At 60.3% G+C, this 19,003-nt stretch carries 17 protein-coding genes; 7 read left to right on the forward strand and 10 right to left on the reverse strand.

The window, feature by feature from the left end; translation table 11 throughout:
- Window positions 1–97: 97 nt before the first annotated feature.
- From surE to ACORLH_RS13575, 3 genes are all read left to right on the forward strand, one after another.
- On the forward strand, window positions 98–889 hold the full coding sequence (gene surE, locus ACORLH_RS13565; RefSeq protein WP_321828916.1) for a 5'/3'-nucleotidase SurE: 792 nt from the start codon (window positions 98–100) through the stop codon (window positions 887–889).
- Entirely contained in the window at window positions 886–1,536 is a 651-nt protein-coding gene (locus tag ACORLH_RS13570) for a protein-L-isoaspartate(D-aspartate) O-methyltransferase (RefSeq protein ID WP_058243972.1), read from the forward strand. The genes surE and ACORLH_RS13570 overlap by 4 nt, the downstream gene beginning before the upstream one ends.
- Before the next feature lie 177 nt (window positions 1,537–1,713).
- Window positions 1,714–2,904 (forward strand): peptidoglycan DD-metalloendopeptidase family protein, encoded by a 1,191-nt coding sequence (locus ACORLH_RS13575; RefSeq protein WP_321828917.1) that lies wholly within the window; start codon window positions 1,714–1,716, stop codon window positions 2,902–2,904.
- Between the two features lie 149 nt (window positions 2,905–3,053).
- On the opposite strand, the gene ACORLH_RS13580 is transcribed toward ACORLH_RS13575, so the two are convergent.
- The 10 genes from ACORLH_RS13580 to ACORLH_RS13625 form a co-directional block, all read right to left on the reverse strand.
- Entirely contained in the window at window positions 3,054–4,508 is a 1,455-nt protein-coding gene (locus ACORLH_RS13580; protein WP_321828918.1) for a DEAD/DEAH box helicase, read from the reverse strand.
- A gap of 245 nt (window positions 4,509–4,753) precedes the next feature.
- Window positions 4,754–5,707 (reverse strand): glycosyltransferase family 2 protein, encoded by a 954-nt coding sequence (locus ACORLH_RS13585; RefSeq protein WP_321828919.1) that lies wholly within the window; start codon window positions 5,705–5,707, stop codon window positions 4,754–4,756.
- Window positions 5,708–5,717: 10 nt separating this feature from the next.
- Complete coding sequence (locus ACORLH_RS13590) at window positions 5,718–7,514, reverse strand: glycosyltransferase family 2 protein (RefSeq protein ID WP_321828920.1); 1,797 nt, start codon at window positions 7,512–7,514, stop codon at window positions 5,718–5,720.
- A 50-nt stretch (window positions 7,515–7,564) separates the two neighbouring features.
- Window positions 7,565–8,173: a hypothetical protein gene (locus ACORLH_RS13595; RefSeq protein ID WP_321828921.1), complete on the reverse strand. Its 609-nt coding sequence runs from the start codon at window positions 8,171–8,173 to the stop codon at window positions 7,565–7,567.
- Window positions 8,139–9,092: a glycosyltransferase family 8 protein gene (locus ACORLH_RS13600; protein WP_321828922.1), complete on the reverse strand. Its 954-nt coding sequence runs from the start codon at window positions 9,090–9,092 to the stop codon at window positions 8,139–8,141. The genes ACORLH_RS13595 and ACORLH_RS13600 overlap by 35 nt, the downstream gene beginning before the upstream one ends.
- 88 nt (window positions 9,093–9,180) lie before the next feature.
- Window positions 9,181–9,636: a hypothetical protein gene (locus tag ACORLH_RS13605; protein ID WP_321828923.1), complete on the reverse strand. Its 456-nt coding sequence runs from the start codon at window positions 9,634–9,636 to the stop codon at window positions 9,181–9,183.
- Between the two features lie 112 nt (window positions 9,637–9,748).
- Window positions 9,749–11,356: a peptide chain release factor 3 gene (locus ACORLH_RS13610; protein ID WP_321832823.1), complete on the reverse strand. Its 1,608-nt coding sequence runs from the start codon at window positions 11,354–11,356 to the stop codon at window positions 9,749–9,751.
- Between the two features lie 111 nt (window positions 11,357–11,467).
- Entirely contained in the window at window positions 11,468–12,307 is an 840-nt protein-coding gene (locus ACORLH_RS13615) for a universal stress protein (protein ID WP_321828924.1), read from the reverse strand.
- Between the two features lie 135 nt (window positions 12,308–12,442).
- Window positions 12,443–13,132 carry a hypothetical protein gene (locus tag ACORLH_RS13620; RefSeq protein WP_321828925.1) on the reverse strand — a complete coding sequence of 230 codons (690 nt, stop codon included), beginning with the start codon at window positions 13,130–13,132 and terminating at the stop codon, window positions 12,443–12,445.
- A gap of 165 nt (window positions 13,133–13,297) precedes the next feature.
- Window positions 13,298–14,311 carry a Hint domain-containing protein gene (locus ACORLH_RS13625; protein ID WP_321828926.1) on the reverse strand — a complete coding sequence of 338 codons (1,014 nt, stop codon included), beginning with the start codon at window positions 14,309–14,311 and terminating at the stop codon, window positions 13,298–13,300.
- A gap of 261 nt (window positions 14,312–14,572) precedes the next feature.
- On the opposite strand from ACORLH_RS13625, the gene ACORLH_RS13630 reads away from it, so the two are divergent.
- From ACORLH_RS13630 to ACORLH_RS13645, 4 genes are all read left to right on the forward strand, one after another.
- Window positions 14,573–15,352 carry an SDR family oxidoreductase gene (locus ACORLH_RS13630; protein ID WP_321828927.1) on the forward strand — a complete coding sequence of 260 codons (780 nt, stop codon included), beginning with the start codon at window positions 14,573–14,575 and terminating at the stop codon, window positions 15,350–15,352.
- A 25-nt stretch (window positions 15,353–15,377) separates the two neighbouring features.
- Entirely contained in the window at window positions 15,378–16,496 is a 1,119-nt protein-coding gene (locus tag ACORLH_RS13635; protein WP_321828928.1) for a hypothetical protein, read from the forward strand.
- Window positions 16,497–16,613: 117 nt separating this feature from the next.
- The gene (locus ACORLH_RS13640; protein ID WP_321828929.1) at window positions 16,614–17,654 is read left to right on the forward strand and encodes a methyltransferase domain-containing protein; all 1,041 of its coding nucleotides are present in this window, start codon (window positions 16,614–16,616) and stop codon (window positions 17,652–17,654) included.
- A gap of 99 nt (window positions 17,655–17,753) precedes the next feature.
- Window positions 17,754–18,842 carry an ABC transporter ATP-binding protein gene (locus ACORLH_RS13645; RefSeq protein WP_321828930.1) on the forward strand — a complete coding sequence of 363 codons (1,089 nt, stop codon included), beginning with the start codon at window positions 17,754–17,756 and terminating at the stop codon, window positions 18,840–18,842.
- The last annotated feature ends 161 nt before the right edge of the window (window positions 18,843–19,003 follow it).

Consider the following 19,003-nt stretch of genomic DNA (forward strand, 5'->3'; position numbering starts at 1 on the left):
CTTGCGGGCGCTTGCCCCATTCACGCCGCTCCCCTACTAAGAGCCTGAAGACATAAGGCAGATCGCCCCATCGGGGCTGAGGGTAAGGGGCACAGCCATGCGTATTCTGGTCACCAACGATGATGGCATCAACGCCCCCGGCCTAAAGGTGCTGGAAACAATCGCGGCTGAACTGGCCGGCCCAGACGGTGAGGTTTGGGTGGTTGCCCCGGCCTTTGAACAATCCGGTGTTGGCCATTGCATCAGCTACACCCACCCGATGATGGTCGCCAAACTGGGCGAACGCCGGTTTGCCGCCGAAGGCAGCCCTGCCGACTGTGTGCTGGTCGGTCTGCATGACGTGATGAAAGACACGCCACCGGATCTGATCCTGTCCGGCGTGAACCGCGGCAACAACTCGGCCGAAAACGCGCTCTACTCCGGCACGCTGGGCGGCGCAATGGAGGGCGCGTTGCAGGGCGTGCGCGCCATTGCTCTCAGCCAATATCTAGGGCCAAAGACCTTTAATGCGGAAAACCCGTTTGAGGCTGCGGCGGAACATGCCGTGCCCCTGTTGCGCCAGATCCTGGAACAGATGCCGGAACAGGAAGAGGACTATCGCCTGTTCTTCAATGTGAACTTCCCGCCCTGCCCCGCCGCCGAGGTGAAAGGCGTGCGTGTGGCGCCGCAGGGCTATCGCCGTGGCCCCGGCTTTGCGGTGGAACCACATACCTCGCCTACCGGCCGGCGCTACCTATGGGTCCGTGGGGGCGATCAGCGCCGCCCCACTCTGCCCGGCACCGATGCGGCGGTGAACCTTGATGACTATATTTCCGTCACCCCAATGCGCGCGGACCTGACCGCAAATGACGCGCTGGAGCGGCTGAAATCTCTGGAAAGCGACAGATGAGCGAAGACGACATCGCCACACGCAAGATGCAGTTCCTCTTTGCGCTCCGCTCCAAGGGCGTAACGGATCAGCGTGTCTTGAGCGCGATGGAGAAAATTGATCGCGGGCTGTTCATCAAGGGGCTGTTCGCCGAACGTTCTTACGAGGATATGCCGCTGCCGATCGCCTGCGGGCAGACCATCAGCCAGCCTTCGGTGGTTGGGCTGATGAGCCAGGCACTGCAGATCAGCCCGCGCGATAAGGTGCTGGAGGTGGGCACCGGGTCTGGCTATCAGGCCGCGGTCCTCAGCCAGCTGGCGCGCCGGGTCTATACCGTGGACCGTCATCGCCGACTGGTCGCAGAAGCCCGCGAAGTCTTTGAAGCGCTTGATCTTTCCAATGTCACCAGCATCCTGGGCGACGGCAGCTTTGGCCTGCCTGATCAGGCGCCTTTTGACCGTATTCTGGTCACCGCCGCCGCCGAGGATCCGCCGCCACCGCTCCTGGCACAGCTGAAGGTCGGCGGCATCATGGTCTTGCCGGTGGGACAATCAGATCACGTGCAAAGCCTAATCCGTGTCACCCGCACCGAAGATGGATTTGACTACGACGAATTGATGCCCGTGCGCTTCGTTCCACTGGTTGAAGGTCTGGGCCGAGACGCATAAATAGGCAAAAAGGCGCGCAAATTTGCGTGAAGTTGGCCGTTTTGCGCGCAATCGCGTAAAATGGGCGTTAAAGACCAATAAAAGCACGCGTTCTAAGATCGCTTGATGATCAACTGGCAAGGCCCCGGCAAACAGGGGTATCGCCTGAGGCAGACCTGAGAGGCAGAGGAAATCGAGATGTCCACACTTCGCCAAAGTCCCCGGACATGGCTTGTCGCGGCCAGCGGGCTGGCGCTTCTCAGCGCTTGTAGCCAACCGTTGGACTTTGACATGCGCGGCAATTTTGGCGGTGCCTTCAACACCGCGGACGCCGCCCAGAACATCACCGCAGATCGCCCCCGCCCCGATGATCGCGGCATAATCTCTTACCCGAACTATCAGGTTGCTGTCGCCAAACGCGGTGACTCGGTCCAGGACGTGGCCAACCGCATCGGCTTCGATGCGCAGGAACTGGCCAGCTACAACGGGCTGGAGACCAAATCGCTGCTGCGCAACAATGAAGTGCTGGCCCTGCCGCGCCGGGTTTCGGAAACCGGTGAAGGGCCGATCCAGCCGCCCTCAGGCGTGGATATCGCCGCGCTGGCAGGCAATGCGATCGACAATGCCACGCCGCAGTCAGTGGAAACCACCACCCTGGAACCGCTTGCCAGCAGCAAAGAGGACAACGCCCAGACCGGTGTTGAACCGCTGCGCCATAAGGTGGCCCGCGGCGAAACCGTCTACACCATTTCGCGCCTCTATGGCGTCAGCGTGAAGTCTCTGTCTGAATGGAACGGCCTGGGCCCCGATTTTGCCATCCGCGAAGGCCAGTACCTGCTGGTGCCGGTGCCCGCCTCGACCGAGATCAAGACCGCGCGCAGCAGCGATACGGTTCCGGGCCAAGGTACCCCGACGCCCACACCGCCCTCGGCCTCCAAACCGCTGCCGAATGAGAAGACCCCAACCGCAAAAGAAGCCGAAGCGCAGGCCAAGGCACAGGCCAAAGCCAACACCCCTGATCTGAGCAAAGCCCCGTCAGGTGGGCGTTTGGCGATGCCGGTGAACGGTTCGATCTTCCGCGAGTTTTCCAAGGGTAAAAATGAGGGCATCGATTTCTCCGCCACCCCCGGTACCCCGATCAAAGCGGCTGAGGCCGGCACCGTCGCCGCGATCATTACCAACGCTGAAAAAGTGCCAATCGTGGTGGTCAAACACCCCGACAACCTGCTGACCGTTTACGCCAATGTCGCTGACATTTCGGTCGCCAAAGGGGATAGCGTCAGCCGTGGCCAGTCGATTGCCAAGATCCGGTCAGGGGAATCGAACTACCTGCACTTTGAGGTGCGCAAAGGCATCAACAGCGTTGATCCGATGCCCTATCTGAACTGACGCCGAGTGCATCGCTCAGAGCAACTGATTGACAGCCGTCCAACTGAGCGGCTGTTTTCGTTTAGGTCCCCTTCAGCCCCTACCCCAAGGCATGAAAAAGCTCCCGAAGGGACCTTCGGGAGCTTTTTTAAGTCAATGCAGCGTCAGGCTTAGCCGGCGCGGCGCTCATCAAAGCTGAGCGCGATAAAGCTAGGCAGGTGATCGCCCATGCCCACAACGTTGTTGCGGCCGCCTTTGCCGTGTTTGCCACGGTTGCTGCGCTCATTACGGTCACCGCGTTCGTTACGGTTATCGTCCCGGCGGTTGTCGTCACGACGCTCTTCACGGCGGTCATCGCGGCGGCCCCGCTTGGGCTTCTCTGCCGCTTTTTCTTCCGCCTTAGGCTGTTCCTGCGCACCGTCTTTCGTGGCGTCGGCCTCAACCTTGTCTTTGCGACGGCGGGTCGGCTTCACATCCTTGATCGGGTTGTCCAGACGCGGGATTTCCTGTTTCACCAGCGCCTCAACATCGCCGAGGTTCTTTTCATCGCGCGGCACACACAGGGTGATCGCGGTGCCTTCACGTCCCGCACGACCGGTCCGGCCGATGCGGTGCACGTAATCCTCAGCGTGGCCAGGCACGTCGAAGTTAAACACGTGGCTGACGCTGGGAATATCCAGACCACGGGCCGCCACATCCGAGGCGATCAGGAACTTCAACTCACCCGAACGGTAGGCATCCAGGGTTTTCATCCGCTGGCTCTGGTCCAGATCGCCGTGGATCGCAGCCGCATCATAGCCGTATTTGCGCATCGATTTGGCGGTGATGTCCACATCGGTCTTGCGGTTACAGAAGATGATCGCGTTGGTCAGCTTCTCGCCTTCACCGTCAATCAGCGCCCGCAGCAGCCGGCGTTTTTCGCTGCCCTCACGGTCCTTGCGGCTGGCCTTAAACATCACCACACCCTGGGTGATGGTTTCCGAGGTGGTTGCCTGACGGGCAATCTCAATCCGCTCAGGGGCGGACAGGAAGGTGTTGGTGATCCGCTCAATCTCAGGTGCCATGGTGGCCGAGAAGAACAGCGTCTGACGGGTGAAAGGTGTCAGCGAGAAGATGCGTTCGATATCGGGGATGAAGCCCATGTCCAGCATCCGGTCCGCTTCGTCCACCACCATGATCTGCACCCCGGTGAGCAGCAGCTTGCCGCGCTCAAAATGGTCCAGCAGACGGCCGGGGGTGGCGATCAGCACGTCAACACCACGGTCGATCAGCGCTTCTTGTTCCTTGAACGAGACACCACCGATCAGTAGCGCCTTGGTCAGTTTCAGGTGTTTGGAATAGGTGTCGAAGTTTTCCGCCACCTGTGCCGCCAATTCGCGGGTTGGGCAGAGCACCAGCGAACGCGGCATCCGTGCCCGGGCGCGACCACGCGCCAGAAGCGAAATCATCGGCAGGGTGAAGCTGGCCGTCTTACCGGTGCCGGTCTGGGCAATACCCAGAACATCACGTCCCTCAAGCGCAGGCGGAATCGCTCCGGCTTGAATCGGTGTCGGACTTTCGTAACCGGCCTCCGCAATCGCTTTGAGAACTTTGGGGGCGAGCTTCAGATCACTAAATTTTGTCATACGTATCCGTTTATTGCGGACACTTCGGGCCCGCAGCAGCAGCAGTGGATCGGCCCGGATGGCCTGGCGGTTTCCCGCAACTGGATCCTTGATGGGGCGCGGTTTAACGCAAACCCCGCGCTTGGTCAACGAAAGCGCATTTTTCGCCAGTTTTCTGACATTTGAGGAGGTGTGGCGCGGCGTATTTGCCACAGAAATTGACGCCCGGGTCAATTTCTTGGCGTTTTTCCTGCGTGATGAGGGGCTTAGCTGGCGGCGAAGTGGCGCTGTCGTTTGTCCGCCAGCATCAGATCCGCCGCGAAATGCAGCCCATGGGTGCTCAGCCGCTGGATCAGTTCGGGCGAGGCAGCACAAACCTGCTGATAAAACCGCCGCAGCGCCTCCGGCCCGCCGTCATCATCTAGCATCTGAAACAACTCATGCAGGCTCAACCCACCCTCTTCACGCGGCTTGTTCGGCTTTAACTCACTGCGGTAGCTGCCCTTTTCCATGCGGAACTGATAGGCGGCATAGAACTGTTCCCAGCTTTTGGCGTGCATATGCAGCAGTTTCACATTAGCCAGTTCCTGCTGACCGGGGTTCATCTCGTCGCCAACCCAGACGTTGTGGATCTGCACCTTCAGCCGATCCACCCCGGTGCGATAGATCATCTTGCCCGCAACATGGCTGAGGAAGCCGCCGTTCAGATGTGCGCCATAGTCTGGGTAGATCGCCTCAGTCTGCTGGCGCCGCTGCGGCTGTGCCACAGTGAACCCTTTGAACTGAACCATATCCGTCTGCGCCGCGTCCTCAGGCGCCAGCGCCTCCCACGGGCGGATACGGGCGCATTGGCAGGATGCGGGCAGCTCGGCCAGCACATCGCCCAAAGGTCGTTCAGGCCACAGGAATTCATCAACATCGATGTGGGTCAGCCAATCCACCTGGCCCGAGGCCTTGTTGTAGGCTTGTTTGGCATTCTCAAACTGGCGGGACTGATGCTTTTCCCGCCGTTTGAACCCGCGTTTTTGCCAATAGGCATCATCGGTCAGCACGGGGCGGATCTTCGGGTGATCAGACAGCAGGCGAAAGGCCTCCTGATTGTCGTCATCCAGATAGATGAACAACCGGTGCGCCCCAAGGTCCAGATGATGGGCGCAGAACTCCAGCACCTCATCAACAGGTGCTTTGATGGTTGAAACAACGCCCCATTTCACCGCCATCTACCGCCCCTCACAGATAGGCTTTGGCGTCATTGCCAAATACCCGCACCACCCGTGCGCTGAGATGCAGCGGGTAGTCGACCAGCATGCCGTGTTTCGCCAAGGCTTTCCGCTGCGCATCGCCGCCGCCATTCATTTCCTCATAGAAACGGCGCAGCGCATCCTCACCGCCCTCCTCCAGCAGCAGATCGACCACATCGCCCATTTGCAGGCGGTCGTTGTCCTCCTGCCGCTGGTACGACCCGCGGGTCATCCGGAAATCCAAATGTTTGCGGAACTGCGCCCAATCCGGCGCATGGGCGTGGCCCAAATAACTGCCTGAGAGCACTTCGATGTTTTCGACCTGCGCGGCCTGCCAGTGACAGGCGTGAATGCCAAACCGCAAGCCATCAAGGCCGGTGCGCAGACACAGCTTGCCCGAGATATGGCCAATGAAACCGCCCGGCAGATGGGTGCCGAAATTCGGGTAAATTTCATTCAGAACTGCCCGTTTGTGGCCAGCGGCCAGATGAGTCAGCTTAAACACCTCCCCCTCCGCAGACGCGCCGGTTTGCAGCATTTCAGCAGGCTGCAACAGCGCCCCCAGCTGATCCCCCGGCACCGCAGCCAACATATCGGCCACCGACACCCCTGATGCCGGCAGCAGGAACTCATCCACATCGATGTGGCACAGCCAGTCACAGTCTGTCGTGTTATAGGCATGGGTCGCCACCCAGACCTGCCGCATCCGGTGGGTTTTCATCCGGGGCTTTTTCTGCGCGTCCCAATAAGCATCATCGCAGACGGTCAGGGTGATACGCGGATGACGCGCCAGAATGGCCTCGGCCTCCGGATCGGGCTGGTCCAGATAGATATGCAGCTGATGCGCGCCGCGATCGATGTGGTAGGCGGCAAACTCCAGTATCTCGCGCACCGGGGCCTTGATCAGCGACACAACACCCCAATGCAGCGGCCTGCCTGCCCGGTCGGCCCGACGTTGCGGCACCGGCGCGATGATCTTCTGCCGGTCCGCAGGCACCGAACGCCCCGGCTTGGCCTTGCCCTCTTTACCCTCGGCCTGACGCTGTTTTTCCTTGCGCGCCCGCATGATGTGAAGGCGGCGAAACACCGTTTTGTCGTCATCCACCAGCAACGTCAGAAGCCGCTGCACCAATGGCGCGATCACCGAATCTTCGCTGCCCTGCTGCCAGAGGCGCCCCAACATATTGACATCCAGCCCCCCGGCCCCGCCAACAGCAAAAGCATCCATCTGCATCGCCAGATGTTTGCTGGATTTCTTGCGCCAGGGGTGTGGCTGTTCCGGGGGCACGGCGGAATAAAGACGCTCGGTCTCATAAAGCTTCATCATGCCAAAGAGGACCGACAGCGCATGGCCAACCGAACGCTGCACCTCATTTGCCCCGTGATCGCCCAAAGTCGTCGCCGCGGAGACCAGCCAACGCGCATCAAGCCGCCCCAGCAGATACTCTGCCTCCTCCGCCCAGAGGCGTTGAAACAGCGCTGCGGTGTGATCTGGTTGCGCGCGGCGGCGCAGATGGGCCACCAACAGCCCGTGCAGGTGCAACAGGGCTGGCTGCCCGTCAAACTCTTCGGCAAGGGCGCGGTATTTCCGGGCATAGCCACTGCGGCTGTCGCCCAATTCAGGGGCGGCGGCCTGCATCGTGATGTGTTTCAGCGCCTCCAGATCCTGATCCAGCGGCGCCAAAGCCTCGCCCTCGTAATAGGTGAACGGATCGCGCCGCCCCTCCATCTGGGTCAGGATGGCCGGAAAGCCCCCGGGATAGGTTGTTTTGCGCTGCTCACTCATGGGCAGAGCATGGCCTGAGTTGCCCAGCCTTGCAAGCCATTCACCACCTGCTACGCCAGGACAGAGGGATGCAACATCGGCCGGTAACCCGCTGAAAGCACATCAAGGATTGGTTTCGGCGTCAGAACGGTCACATCCCCCTGCGGGATCGGCTGGGCAGCGCCATATCCCGCCGGGTTATAGTCATAGGCCTGCCCTTGCCAGATCAGTGCCGCCTGACCACCCCGCAGGATAAACGCGCCATCAGGCAGCCCTGCCGCGACCCTCGTTAAGCGAACCTGTTGGCGTTGCCGCGTCACCCGCGCCGGGTGCAGGATGCGGTCCATTTCAGGGGCTGTGGCGGGGCCACTGGCATCGGCCCAAGCCGCCTTGAACCGCATGGCATCCGCGTGGCGGCAGAAATGACAGGGCCGATGCCCCGCCGCCAGCGCCACCGCCTCATCCAGGAAAAACAGCGCCGTCCAGCCGCGATTGGGCATGGGGCCGTGGTAGCGGCCGCGAAACTGCAGCTGGCAACAGACCCAATGCGGATGCTGCCAGCGGCTGACCCCAAGGGTGCCATCATCGCGGTGCAAAATGCCCCGGTTGCCGGTCATCAGCCCCCGTTCAGGCGTGGCGAGGATCTCACCCGTTGGCAAAACGCGGTTCTGCAAGGTCATGGGCCGCCCCTTTCCTGAGGTTCCGACGCCAGAGGTGACGTTCCCAGCGCCAGCGCAGCATCTTGGCCGGGGCCGCACTGCGGCGCCAGCGCCACCAGGTTTTCCACGGTTTGCGCGGCCCCGCGTAGTGATACACAGCCGCCTCATCCGGCAGGTCATGCGCCGCCAGATAGCGGCGATACATGCCCTCAGACACATTGCCAGCCAAACGGTTCCAGCGCAGCGGCAGTTTGATGATATCTTCACCGTAGGTGCGGTTGATATGGTCTTGATCCAGCAGCGGATATTGCGCCGCCTGCGCCACATCGCGCAGCCGTACATAACGTTCGGCGTCCTGACGCATCGCTGCGCAATCCATCAGCAACACGCCCGTGTTCACATAATGCTCAGGATTTCCCCAAGGCAAAAAGGTGCGAAAGCCATGGACGCCCTTCTCAGCCCGCCGCAGATCCCGTGGCAGTACCGCATCGCCTTTCGCCGATCGCGCCAGGATATCGTAATGCACCTGTTGTGGCAGATCCCGCGCCGCCGCAAGGGACCGCCCCGCCATATCGCTGTGAAACAGGGGCCCCAGATCGCCCAGAACCAGAATATCCGCATCCAGATACAGAACCCGCCCCGCCACATAATCAGGCAGGAAAATCCGCGCCAAGGAAGTCGCGGTCAAATGACCTGAGGACATCGACGCCAAATCGGCATCCTCCAGTTCAAACGGTTGCACGGTGAGGCTGGCCAGTGGGAACAGCGCCACCGTCTGCCGGATCGGCTTTAGCTGCACCTCGCTCAAGTCAGTGGCCAGCAGCAGCACCTCGGTCGGGCCAGATCGGTGCCGTAACAGCGAATGCAGCGTGACACAGAGCGGTTCAATCAATCCCTGATCAATGGCAAAGGCGACCTGAATGGAATCTGTCTTGGTCATCAAAGTTCTTAAAATCTCTAGATAATTTGCACAAAAAAGCCGGGGAATTCCCCGGCTTACCCTTCACAACGCGACCCTGTTTTTCAACTTATTTCGTTGGTGCCAGCACCGAAGCCTTGGTCAAAATCGCCGCCTGCCAGGTTTCCGGGTCACGCACCGCCTGCAGATCGCCGCGCAGGGTGATCTTGCTGGGCGCCTCAAAACCAGGAATAGGGTCTTCCAGCATCACCTGCAGGGTGGCACCGTGATCCCCACTGCCACAGAGCGGGCACAGCCCCATGTCTGAAACCAGCAGCAGTTCCGTCACCGTTTCGCCGGGATAGGTCGGTACCGCAAAGCCGGTGATTTCAACCCCTTGCAGGCCTTTGTCGATTTCAGCAGGCAGGGATTTCTTCACCTCATAGGTGGTTTCAGTCACCACCTCTTCGATCTCGATCTGATCCAGCAACTGCCAGACATCCACCTGCGCCAGCGCGGGCGGTGCGGTGAAAGCGGCGCTGGTGGCGCCAAAGGCACTCATCAGGGCGAAACGGCTGCTTTGCATTTTGGAAACTCCTGCCTCTTTTGCGGCAGATGTTATAGTATACGCTTTGCAAGGGAAGCAAAAAATGCAGCATGAAAAAAGGTCAGGCAATTTCTTGCCTGACCTTTTGATTTTAGACCATCATTTCCTTGGTCGCCGACAGTGTGATGTCGGGATAATCCCGCTCCACCCGGTCGATATCCCATTGCAGGCGGGTCAGGTAAACAACGTCACCGTCGTTATCCAGCGCGATATGCTGTTTGTTGGCGTTGACGAATTTTTCCACTGCATCCTTGTCCCCATGCACCCAGCGGGCCGAGGTAAACTGCGACTGGTCAAACCGCACCGGCAGGCCGTATTCCAGCTCAATCCGGCTGGCCAGAACCTCAAACTGCAGCGCGCCCACAACGCCCACCACAAAGCCTGAGCCGAAGCTTGGTTTGAACACTTTGGCGGCACCTTCTTCGGCAAATTGCATCAGCGCTTTTTCAAGGTGTTTGGCCTTCAGCGGATCGCCCGCACGCACGCCTTGCAGCAGTTCCGGCGCAAAGGACGGGATGCCCGTGACGCGCAGCGCCTCGCCTTCGGTCAGCGTGTCACCAATGCGCAGCTGGCCGTGGTTGGGGATGCCAATGATGTCACCGGCCCAGGCCTCCTCGGCCAGTTCCCGGTCCGAGGCCAGGAACAGCACCGGGTTGGAAATCGCCATCGGCTTTTTGGTGCGGACATGAGTGAGTTTCATGCCACGTTTAAAATGGCCGGAGGCCATGCGCACAAAGGCCACGCGGTCACGGTGTTTGGGGTCCATGTTGGCCTGCACCTTGAAGACAAAGCCCGCGACCTTTTTCTCTTCCGGCATCATTTCACGGGGCTGGGCGCTTTGCGGCTGCGGCTCTGGCCCGTATTTGCCGATGCCCTGCATCAGTTCCTGCACCCCGAAGGAGTTGATCGCAGAGCCAAACCAGATCGGGGTCATATGCCCCTCCAGCACCGCCTGTGGGTCCAGCGCGGGCAGCAACTCGCGCGCCATCTCCACCTCTTCGCGCAACTGGTCGATCAGCTCGGCGGGCACGTGTTCTTCGATCTTGGGATCATCCAGACCTTCGATCGAGATCGACTCGGCCACTTTGTTCCGGTCGGCCCGGTCCATCAGCTCCAGCCGGTCGTTCAACAGGTCATAACAGCCGATGAAATCGCGGCCCACACCGATCGGCCAGGAGGCCGGGGTGACGTCAATCGCCAGGTTCTCCTGAATCTCATCAATGATTTCAAAGGTGTCGCGGCTTTCGCGGTCCATCTTGTTACAGAAGGTCAGGATCGGCAGATCGCGCAGGCGGCAGACCTCAAACAGTTTCTGCGTCTGGCTTTCCACACCTTTTGCGCCATCGATCACCATAACCGCCGCATCCACCGCTGTCAGCGTCCGGTAAGTATCTTCCGAGAAGTCCGAGTGACCGGGGGTGTCCACCAGATTGAAGCGGAACTTGCCAAAATCAAACGACATCGCCGAGGCCGAGACCGAGATCCCGCGATCCTTTTCCATCTGCATGAAGTCCGAACGGGTCCGGCGGGCCTCCCCTTTGGCACGCACCTGCCCCGCCATCTGAATCGCGCCACCATAAAGGAGGAACTTTTCCGTCAGCGTCGTTTTACCTGCGTCCGGATGCGAGATGATCGCAAAGGTACGGCGGCGCGCAATCTCAGGCGGCAATTCGGGGCGGTTTGTAGCGGTGTCCAACATGAAGGCGCATATAGCCGGGGTTGGCTGCTCTGGCAATGGAGGACGCTCCTGGGGGCCGCACAGGCCGCCCCCTTGGTGCGCGATTTCTCGCGTGCAGTTGGTGAATGCAGGTTACTGCGGGCGACAGACCAGCAGATCACAGGGCGGATAGCGCATCAGGCTGGTGACCAGCGAGCCCAGCAAAGCCCGATGCGCCCCGACCCGGCCATGGGCCCCGATGGCGATCAGCGGCACGTGTTTGGACTGCACGATCTGGTTAAACAGCGCCTCTGCCGATCCGGTCTGAATATCGGTGTCAGACAGATTGGCCGGGGCTTCAAAACTACCCCGCCAATTGGCATCTGCGGTTTTCGCATCCGCGCGGAAGCTGGCCTCAATACTGTTGTCTGCCCCCCCGCCCGAGGCACGGCCCATGTACCCATAGGGCACATGCAACGCGTGCAGCGCATGTAGATCAGCGTCTGGCGCCACCTCATTGGCCAGCAGGGCCGCCGCAGTCGAGGCGGGCGAGAAATCCGTGGCCAGCAAGACCGAATTGTATTTGGTTTCCGCTGGCTCAACCACCAGCAAAACCGCCACATGGGTCATCCGCGCAATCCGCTGCCCGGTGGTTTCATAGAGCATGTCCCACAGGTTGCGTTCGCGGTGAGGGCCGAGCACCATCAGATCCGGGTCATCATTGCGCGCGTGGGTCAGCACCAGATCAGTTGGGTCGCCCTGCTCAACCAGCACGGTGCACTCAATGCCCTGACACAGGGCCTCACGGCTGGCGTTCAGCTGGCGATGGGCATGGTTCATTTGATCTTCCCGCATGTCGTCTGGCTGCTCATCATCGACCACGGTCAGGATGGTCAATTTCGCCCCAGATTGACGCGCCAGCGCCACCGCACGATGCAACGCCCGATCCGAGCGCTGGGATAAGTCGGTGGCCATAAGAATAGACTTCAACATGGATCACTCCCCTCTAAACAGCTTACATCTAGGCCAGTTAAAAGGGGTTTCAATCACCTCGATATGCGCCACATCAAGCTGCGTGCAAATGCCTCAGGGGCTTTGGGAAATCTGGGGATAGTCGGTCAATCCCGACTAGCGAAAGTGCGCGGAAAGCCACCATTTAACGCCCCAACGCCCCCTGCGCAAAACACGTCTTGGCCAGCGTCGCAGGCGATGTTGCGACAACAGCTTCAGGGCCTGCGCTTCGTCCGTCAGGTAGGTGAAGTCCCCGTTGTGAGCGTAGACAAACTGATAGGGCACCCCCGCAGCGCAGAGTTCTTGCAACCAGATCTGGTAGTAAGAAGTCAGAGGGAAGAAATTGAGCAATGCCAGTTTACGGCCCGCTGCATATCGACTGCCACTGTTGTCCCGACCAAAATCCACACCGACTGTTTTACGGGATCCAATCCGCTGGCGCAGCTCATCCTCAGAGGCCACAAGGACAAAAGCCTTGCTGAAATGCCCCGATCTTATCAACTGGCGCAGATAGGGATTACGCGACACCGCAGGCGGGCGGTTGGGACGGCGCGTGAACTCGTAATTTGTCGACAAATCAGCATGCAACAGATCCCCCGCCTGGGGAAAACCATCTGGGCTAGCTCTAAAATCACGCGCAAAGCTCTGACGTGCTTTTTGATAAGAGGGGTCTGTCTGCATCAGATGTTTGATGAAGCTGGACTTGCCAACGCTAGAGAACCCCATGACCAACTGGGCTTGGGGACCATCAAGCGGTTCCTGCCCCGCGGTCGAAACACCACGGATTTCGTTGCAATCATCTTTCATAATGGGTCAACCGCAAGCAATTTCGGCGTCCCTGCATGGTGCAGTCTCAGGGTAGGACCGTGCTTAAGTTTGCCCAGCAATATGGTCAAGTCTGCGCAGTCAATCGCTGCTTGCAGAACAATCAGATAAAGACGGCTTCAGCTTGGTGGATCGTGAAGGCGCAGCCTACCCCGTCGAGGCGCGGCGCAGGACGGAGGTCATATCGACCTCGCCTGTTTCGACCTTGGACAGGGAAAACTCCAGATAGCTGCGGTCAGAATGGCGCAGGGTGCCGGAGCGCAGGCGTTCCGCCACTTCCGGCGGCAGCGCGGGTGAGGTGCGCAGATCCGCCAGCAGCGTTTCCGCAGCGATGCCTTCGGCGTAGATGATCTGGTGGTCATCAAACAGCAGTTGGTAATATTCGACAAAGCCGCCGTCCAGCTGGGTGACGGTGCTGCCGTTGATCAGGTCACGCGCTTTGATCAGCACCTCAGAGCGACCCGCGCCCAATTCATCGGTGCGCTGGTAGACAAACAGCCGGTGTTCGGGGCTGACAACAAGGTCATTGGCGTTATGCAGGGTGCCGGCGGCGATCAGCACCGGGGCAAATTCGCCCAGCGCCCGCACGGTGGACTGCCCAATCCAGCGCAGCTCCTGTGGGCCATCATCGCGGGTCAGAACCCTGTCGCCGACCTGCAAATCCTCAATCCGGCGCTGTTCGCCAGAGGCCATGGTGATATGGGTGCCGGCAGTGAAGCTGACACAGGCCACCTCGGCCAGTTTGGTTTGCGGGTTTTCGGTATCCACGCCCACCAGCGTCAATTCGGTTTTGGGCCGCAGCGGCGACAGCGGCAGCGCATAGACCTCCAGCACATCACCGGCGTCATCCACCTCAACCAGCACCAGCGCTTCGGTGGTGATCCCGTCGGGCGACATAAAGGTCAGGCAGCTGTCCAGATGCAGCTGACATCCCGGCGTGCCCATCTCGGTGGCTGGCGCAATGGTAAAGGCGCCCGAACGTCCCGGCACCACGGCCAGTCGCGCCGATCGTGCGCCGCCTTTCAGGAAATAGGTGTCATCCAGAACCAGCTCTTCTGCGAAAGACAGCGCATCGCCCAGATTCGCCCCATGGCTGACCCGTAACGCCGAAGACGCATAGGCTGGCAGGGTAAATACCGAACTGGGGGCAAAATCTTGCATATCGCTCTACTTTCACTGACCGGCGGGACACCGGATCAGGCCGCGATCATCGCCGCAGCCCTTACTTTTATAGCCTTTGACGCGTCCCACAGGGGGACGCAGCGCCAAGAGGGCCGAAACACCTCCTGACAGCGTTACGTCAGGAATGCGGCGCAAATCGTGCAACCCCACGGCCTTTTGCTGGCACTTTCCTTTTGGAGGCTTCACTATACTTAACGGTACCACGAAACGCCATTTTATTGGCACAAGGGAGAATACTTTATGAATCTTGGCATTGCAGGCAAAAGTGCGCTGGTCTGCGCGTCCTCCAAAGGTCTGGGGCGCGGCTGTGCCGAAGCGCTGGCCGAAGCTGGTGTCAACCTGGTGATGAACGCCCGCGGCAGTGAGGCCCTGGAGGCCACCGCCGCAGAGATCCGCGCCAAATATGGCGTTGAGGTCGAGACCTGCGCAACCGACGTCACCACCTCTGAAGGTCAGGCGCAGCTGCTGGAGGTGGCCGGTCAGGTCGACATTCTGGTGACCAACGCCGGTGGCCCGCCCCCCGGCATGTGGACGGATTGGGACCGCGAAGATTTCATCAAAGCGCTGGATGCCAACATGTTGACACCGATTGCGCTGATCAAAGCGCTGGTGCCCGGCATGATGGAGCGGGGCTGGGGCCGTGTGGTCAACATCACCTCGGTTTCAGTCAAGGCGCCGATCCCTGTTTTGGGCCTGTCGAACTCGGCACGCGCCGGTCTGACCGGCTATGTGGCTGGCACCGCCCGTCAGGTCGCAGGCAAAGGCGTGACCATCAACAACCTGCTGCCCGGCATCCATGCCACCGACCGCGCCGTGGCGCTGGATTCTGGCGTCAGCCAGCAACAGGGCATTTCGATGGATGAGGCGAAGGCCCAGCGCGCCGCAACCATTCCGGCCGGCCGTTACGGCACCTCGGAAGAGTTTGGTCAGACCTGTGCCTTCATGTGTTCGCAGCACGCGGGCTTCATGATTGGTCAGAACATCCTGCTGGATGGCGGCGCTGCCAACCAGGTGATGTAAGCCACCCAAAACGGAGGAGGGCCAAATGGCCGAAGCGTTTTCGCTGAAAGACCATTTGTTCAACGCCGAAAAGGTCGCCTATCTGGGCGACCTTTTTGCCAGAGCCTGGGACGGGTTTGACCGGGACGGCTTCGTGGCGGACGTTATGGCAGACTTATTGCCGCTGGAGCTGAAGCAACGCCAACAGCTGATTGCACGGGTGCTGGGCGCCAAACTGCCCGCGGACCTGCAACACAGCTACGATATCATCGCCGCCGCCCTGCCCGCGCCCTGCGATCCCACATTGTCTGATGATGATTTTGGCGATTTCATCTTTGCCCCCATCGGGGATTTCATTGCCGAACGCGGCCTAGAGGCGCCGCAGACCTCACTGCCGATGTTGGCGGAGGTCACAACACGTTTCTCGATGGAATTTGCGATCCGCCCCTTCCTGAACACGTGGGAGGATCAGGTGATCGCCGCGATGGAGGGCTGGGTCACCTCAGACCACTATCACCTGCGCCGCTTGGTCAGCGAAGGCACCCGGCCGCGTCTGCCCTGGGGCCAGAAGGTGGCAATGGATCCTCTGCGGCCCCTGCCGTTTCTGGATCAGCTGCACAGCGATCCCACCCGCTATGTGACCCGGTCGGTTGCCAATCACCTGAACGATCTGGCGGCCCTGCATCCTGCAGAAATGATGGATCAGCTTGAGGCCTGGGATGGCCAAGCTGCTCAACAGCCGAAAGAACGCGAATGGCTGACCAAACATGCGCTGCGTAACCTGATCAAGGCTGGCGATCCGCGGGCCATGGCACTGCTGGGGTTTCGCGCTGACGCCCCGGTCACGGGTCAGATCACGGCCACACCGGATCCGGTCAAAATTGACACGGCGGTCACGCTGGAGGTCACGCTCAACAGTCCGGAAACGGTGCCGGTCCTTGTGGACTACGTGCTGCACTTCCACCGCCCCGGCGGCAAAACCGGGCGCAAGGTGCATAAGTTGAAGCAGGCCAAATTGCAGGCGGGCAAACCGCTGGTGCTAAAAAAGGCCCACAAGCTGAAAGGCAATGCCTCCACCTTCACCCTGCATCCCGGGCCGCATCGGGTGGAGTTGCAGGTGAACGGTCGCATAATCGCAGAAACCGGGTTTGAGCTGATCGCCTAATCCCCCGCCCCCCGTCTGACATTTCCCCACAATCGCGTGAGGCGCGGCAACAGGTGATTGCCCGCCTCAAGTCCCCGCTTTATCCCCTTCTGAGCACAAGACTTTCGGGGGAGCACCATGAAACACGAAAACGTTCAGGACTATTACGGCAAAGTCCTGCAGGGCAGCGATGATCTGCAGACCAACGCCTGCTGCAGCCCGGCCGAAATGCCGCAATACGTCAAAGATGTGCTGCGCAACGTGCATGATGAGGTGCTGACCCGCTACTATGGCTGCGGTCTGGTGATGCCCGAAGGTCTGGAAGGCGCGCGGGTGCTGGATCTGGGCTGCGGTGCGGGCCGCGATGTCTACGCGCTGGCCCAGCTGGTCGGCCCCAAGGGTGAGGTTGTCGGCGTCGATATGACGGCAGAACAGCTGGCCGTCGCCCGAGACCATCAGGACTGGCACGCTGAGCGTTTTGGCTATGCCAATGTCGATTTCCGCGAAGGCTTCATTGAAAAATTGGATCAGCTGGGGCTGGAGCCAGGCAGCTTTGACGTGATCGTCTCAAACTGTGTGGTCAATCTGGCGACCGACAAACAGGCGGTGCTGAACGGCGCCTATCACCTGCTAAAACCCGGTGGGGAGATGTATTTTGCCGATGTCTATGCGGATCGTCGCGTTCCCAAAGCTATGGCCGAGGATGAGGTGCTTTATGGCGAATGCCTGTCCGGCGCCCTTTACTGGAACGATTTCCTCAGCTTTGCCCGCCGTGCAGGCTTTGACGATCCCCGTCTGGTGACACATCGCCCGCTGACCATTGAAAACCCGGTTCTGGAGGAGCGAGTTGCCCCGCTTTCCTTCACCTCAGCCACCTACCGTCTGTTCAAACTCGACGGGCTGGAAACCGCCTGCGAAGACTACGGTCAGGCGGTGATCTACAAAGGCACCCTGCCCCACGCGCCCCATCAGTTCGTCCTGGATGACCACCATGTGATTGAGGCCGGCAAGGTCTTCCCCGTCTGTGGCAACACGTGGAAAATGCTGGCCGAAACCCGACTGGCTGAACATTTCACCTTCATCGGGGATTTCTCAACCCATTACGGAATCTTCGAAGGTTGTGGCGGTGAAAGCCCGTTTGAACGCGATCTGGCCCAAGGCGCCGCACCCTGCTGCTGATCCCTTGTGCCAAGCCGTGCGGGTTGCTAAGGGTCGAAAAACGCCGATCTATTTGATCCGATCGCCACTGTGCCTCACGCTATTGCCCAAGGAACTGCCTTGTCCGCCGCCACGCCCCGCCTCGAAGTTCGCAATTTCATTCGCAGTTTCGGCGGGACCCGCGTGGTGGATGACGTTTCGCTGTCGGTGATGCCGGGTCAGGTGACCTGCCTGCTGGGCCCTTCGGGGTGCGGGAAATCCACCACGCTGCGGATGATCGCTGGCGTGGAGATGCAGGACAGCGGGGAGATCTACGTCGATGGTGAGCTGATCTGCGACACGGTGTTCCGCATCCCACCAGAACGGCGCAACATCGGGTTGATGTTTCAGGACTTCGCGCTGTTTCCGCATCTGACCGTCGGCGACAACGTTGCCTTTGGCCTGTCAGGCAGCAAAGCGGAAAAGCGCGCCCGTGTTGAGGAACTCTTGGACAAGGTCGGGCTGCGCCGCTTCATCGATGGCTATCCCTACCTGCTGTCCGGCGGTGAGCAACAGCGTGTGGCACTGGCCCGGGCGCTGGCCCCACGTCCCAAGATCATGTTGATGGATGAACCCTTCTCGGGCCTTGATAACCGGCTGCGCGATGACATCCGCGACCAGACGCTGGAGCTGCTGAAAGCCGAAGACGCGGCGGTTCTGCTGGTGACTCATGAGCCGGAAGAAGCGATGCGCATGGCAGATGAAATTGCACTGATGCGCGGCGGTCGCATCGTGCAGCAGGGCGCGCCCTATAACATCTACAACGCCCCCAAGGACCGTCAGGCCGTTTCTTTCTTCAGCGATATCAACGTGATCTGCGGCAAGGTGCAGGGCGCGCTTTGTGAAACGCCCTTTGGCCAGTTTCTGGCCCCCGGTGTGGCCGATGGCGGCGAGGTGGACATCGTGATCCGCCCCCAGCACCTGAAAATCGAATTTGATCGCAATGGCACCGGCCCGGATCCGGACCCGCAAAACGGTGTCGCGGCCCGTGGCGAGGTGGTGCGCGCCCGTTTCATGGGATCGGAAAGCCTGGTGGAAATCCGCATGGATTACGATGGCTCCATCCTGAAAGCGACGGTGCCAAACGTGTTCCTGCCGCAACCGGGGCGCCCCTTGTGGCTGATGTTCCGCCGCGACCGCTGCTTTGTCTTTCCGCACCAAAACGCCTGACGGGCCATACTGACCCCGATTTCCTACGCAGTTCTGGGTAGCGCCACAGGCGTTTTGGCCGCGCATTTGCGCTGTTCTAGGAAAAATCCGCCCATGCGGCGCATTGGTCCTTCCAACAGAGGGGTTGAGCCATTAGATACGGAAGGTGAATTTCGACGGGG

The sequence above is a fragment of the Thalassovita sp. genome, from assembly GCF_963691685.1.
In the GTDB taxonomy this organism is placed as follows: Bacteria; Pseudomonadota; Alphaproteobacteria; order Rhodobacterales; family Rhodobacteraceae; genus Thalassobius.

What these genes read in the sequence shown, in the direction of transcription:
- ACORLH_RS13605 (WP_321828923.1), bottom strand. Translation starts at nt 9,636, where the DNA reads ATGCAAAGCAGCCGTTTCGCCCTGATGAGTGCCTTTGGCGCCACCAGC.
- ACORLH_RS13575 (WP_321828917.1), top strand. Translation starts at nt 1,714, where the DNA reads ATGTCCACACTTCGCCAAAGTCCCCGGACATGGCTTGTCGCGGCCAGC.
- ACORLH_RS13620 (WP_321828925.1), bottom strand. Translation starts at nt 13,132, where the DNA reads ATGAAAGATGATTGCAACGAAATCCGTGGTGTTTCGACCGCGGGGCAG.
- ACORLH_RS13580 (WP_321828918.1), bottom strand. Translation starts at nt 4,508, where the DNA reads ATGACAAAATTTAGTGATCTGAAGCTCGCCCCCAAAGTTCTCAAAGCG.
- ACORLH_RS13635 (WP_321828928.1), top strand. Translation starts at nt 15,378, where the DNA reads ATGGCCGAAGCGTTTTCGCTGAAAGACCATTTGTTCAACGCCGAAAAG.
- surE (WP_321828916.1), top strand. Translation starts at nt 98, where the DNA reads ATGCGTATTCTGGTCACCAACGATGATGGCATCAACGCCCCCGGCCTA.
- ACORLH_RS13640 (WP_321828929.1), top strand. Translation starts at nt 16,614, where the DNA reads ATGAAACACGAAAACGTTCAGGACTATTACGGCAAAGTCCTGCAGGGC.
- ACORLH_RS13625 (WP_321828926.1), bottom strand. Translation starts at nt 14,311, where the DNA reads ATGCAAGATTTTGCCCCCAGTTCGGTATTTACCCTGCCAGCCTATGCG.
- ACORLH_RS13615 (WP_321828924.1), bottom strand. Translation starts at nt 12,307, where the DNA reads ATGTTGAAGTCTATTCTTATGGCCACCGACTTATCCCAGCGCTCGGAT.
- ACORLH_RS13570 (WP_058243972.1), top strand. Translation starts at nt 886, where the DNA reads ATGAGCGAAGACGACATCGCCACACGCAAGATGCAGTTCCTCTTTGCG.
- ACORLH_RS13590 (WP_321828920.1), bottom strand. Translation starts at nt 7,514, where the DNA reads ATGAGTGAGCAGCGCAAAACAACCTATCCCGGGGGCTTTCCGGCCATC.
- ACORLH_RS13630 (WP_321828927.1), top strand. Translation starts at nt 14,573, where the DNA reads ATGAATCTTGGCATTGCAGGCAAAAGTGCGCTGGTCTGCGCGTCCTCC.
- ACORLH_RS13600 (WP_321828922.1), bottom strand. Translation starts at nt 9,092, where the DNA reads ATGACCAAGACAGATTCCATTCAGGTCGCCTTTGCCATTGATCAGGGA.
- ACORLH_RS13595 (WP_321828921.1), bottom strand. Translation starts at nt 8,173, where the DNA reads ATGACCTTGCAGAACCGCGTTTTGCCAACGGGTGAGATCCTCGCCACG.
- ACORLH_RS13585 (WP_321828919.1), bottom strand. Translation starts at nt 5,707, where the DNA reads ATGGCGGTGAAATGGGGCGTTGTTTCAACCATCAAAGCACCTGTTGAT.
- ACORLH_RS13610 (WP_321832823.1), bottom strand. Translation starts at nt 11,356, where the DNA reads ATGTTGGACACCGCTACAAACCGCCCCGAATTGCCGCCTGAGATTGCG.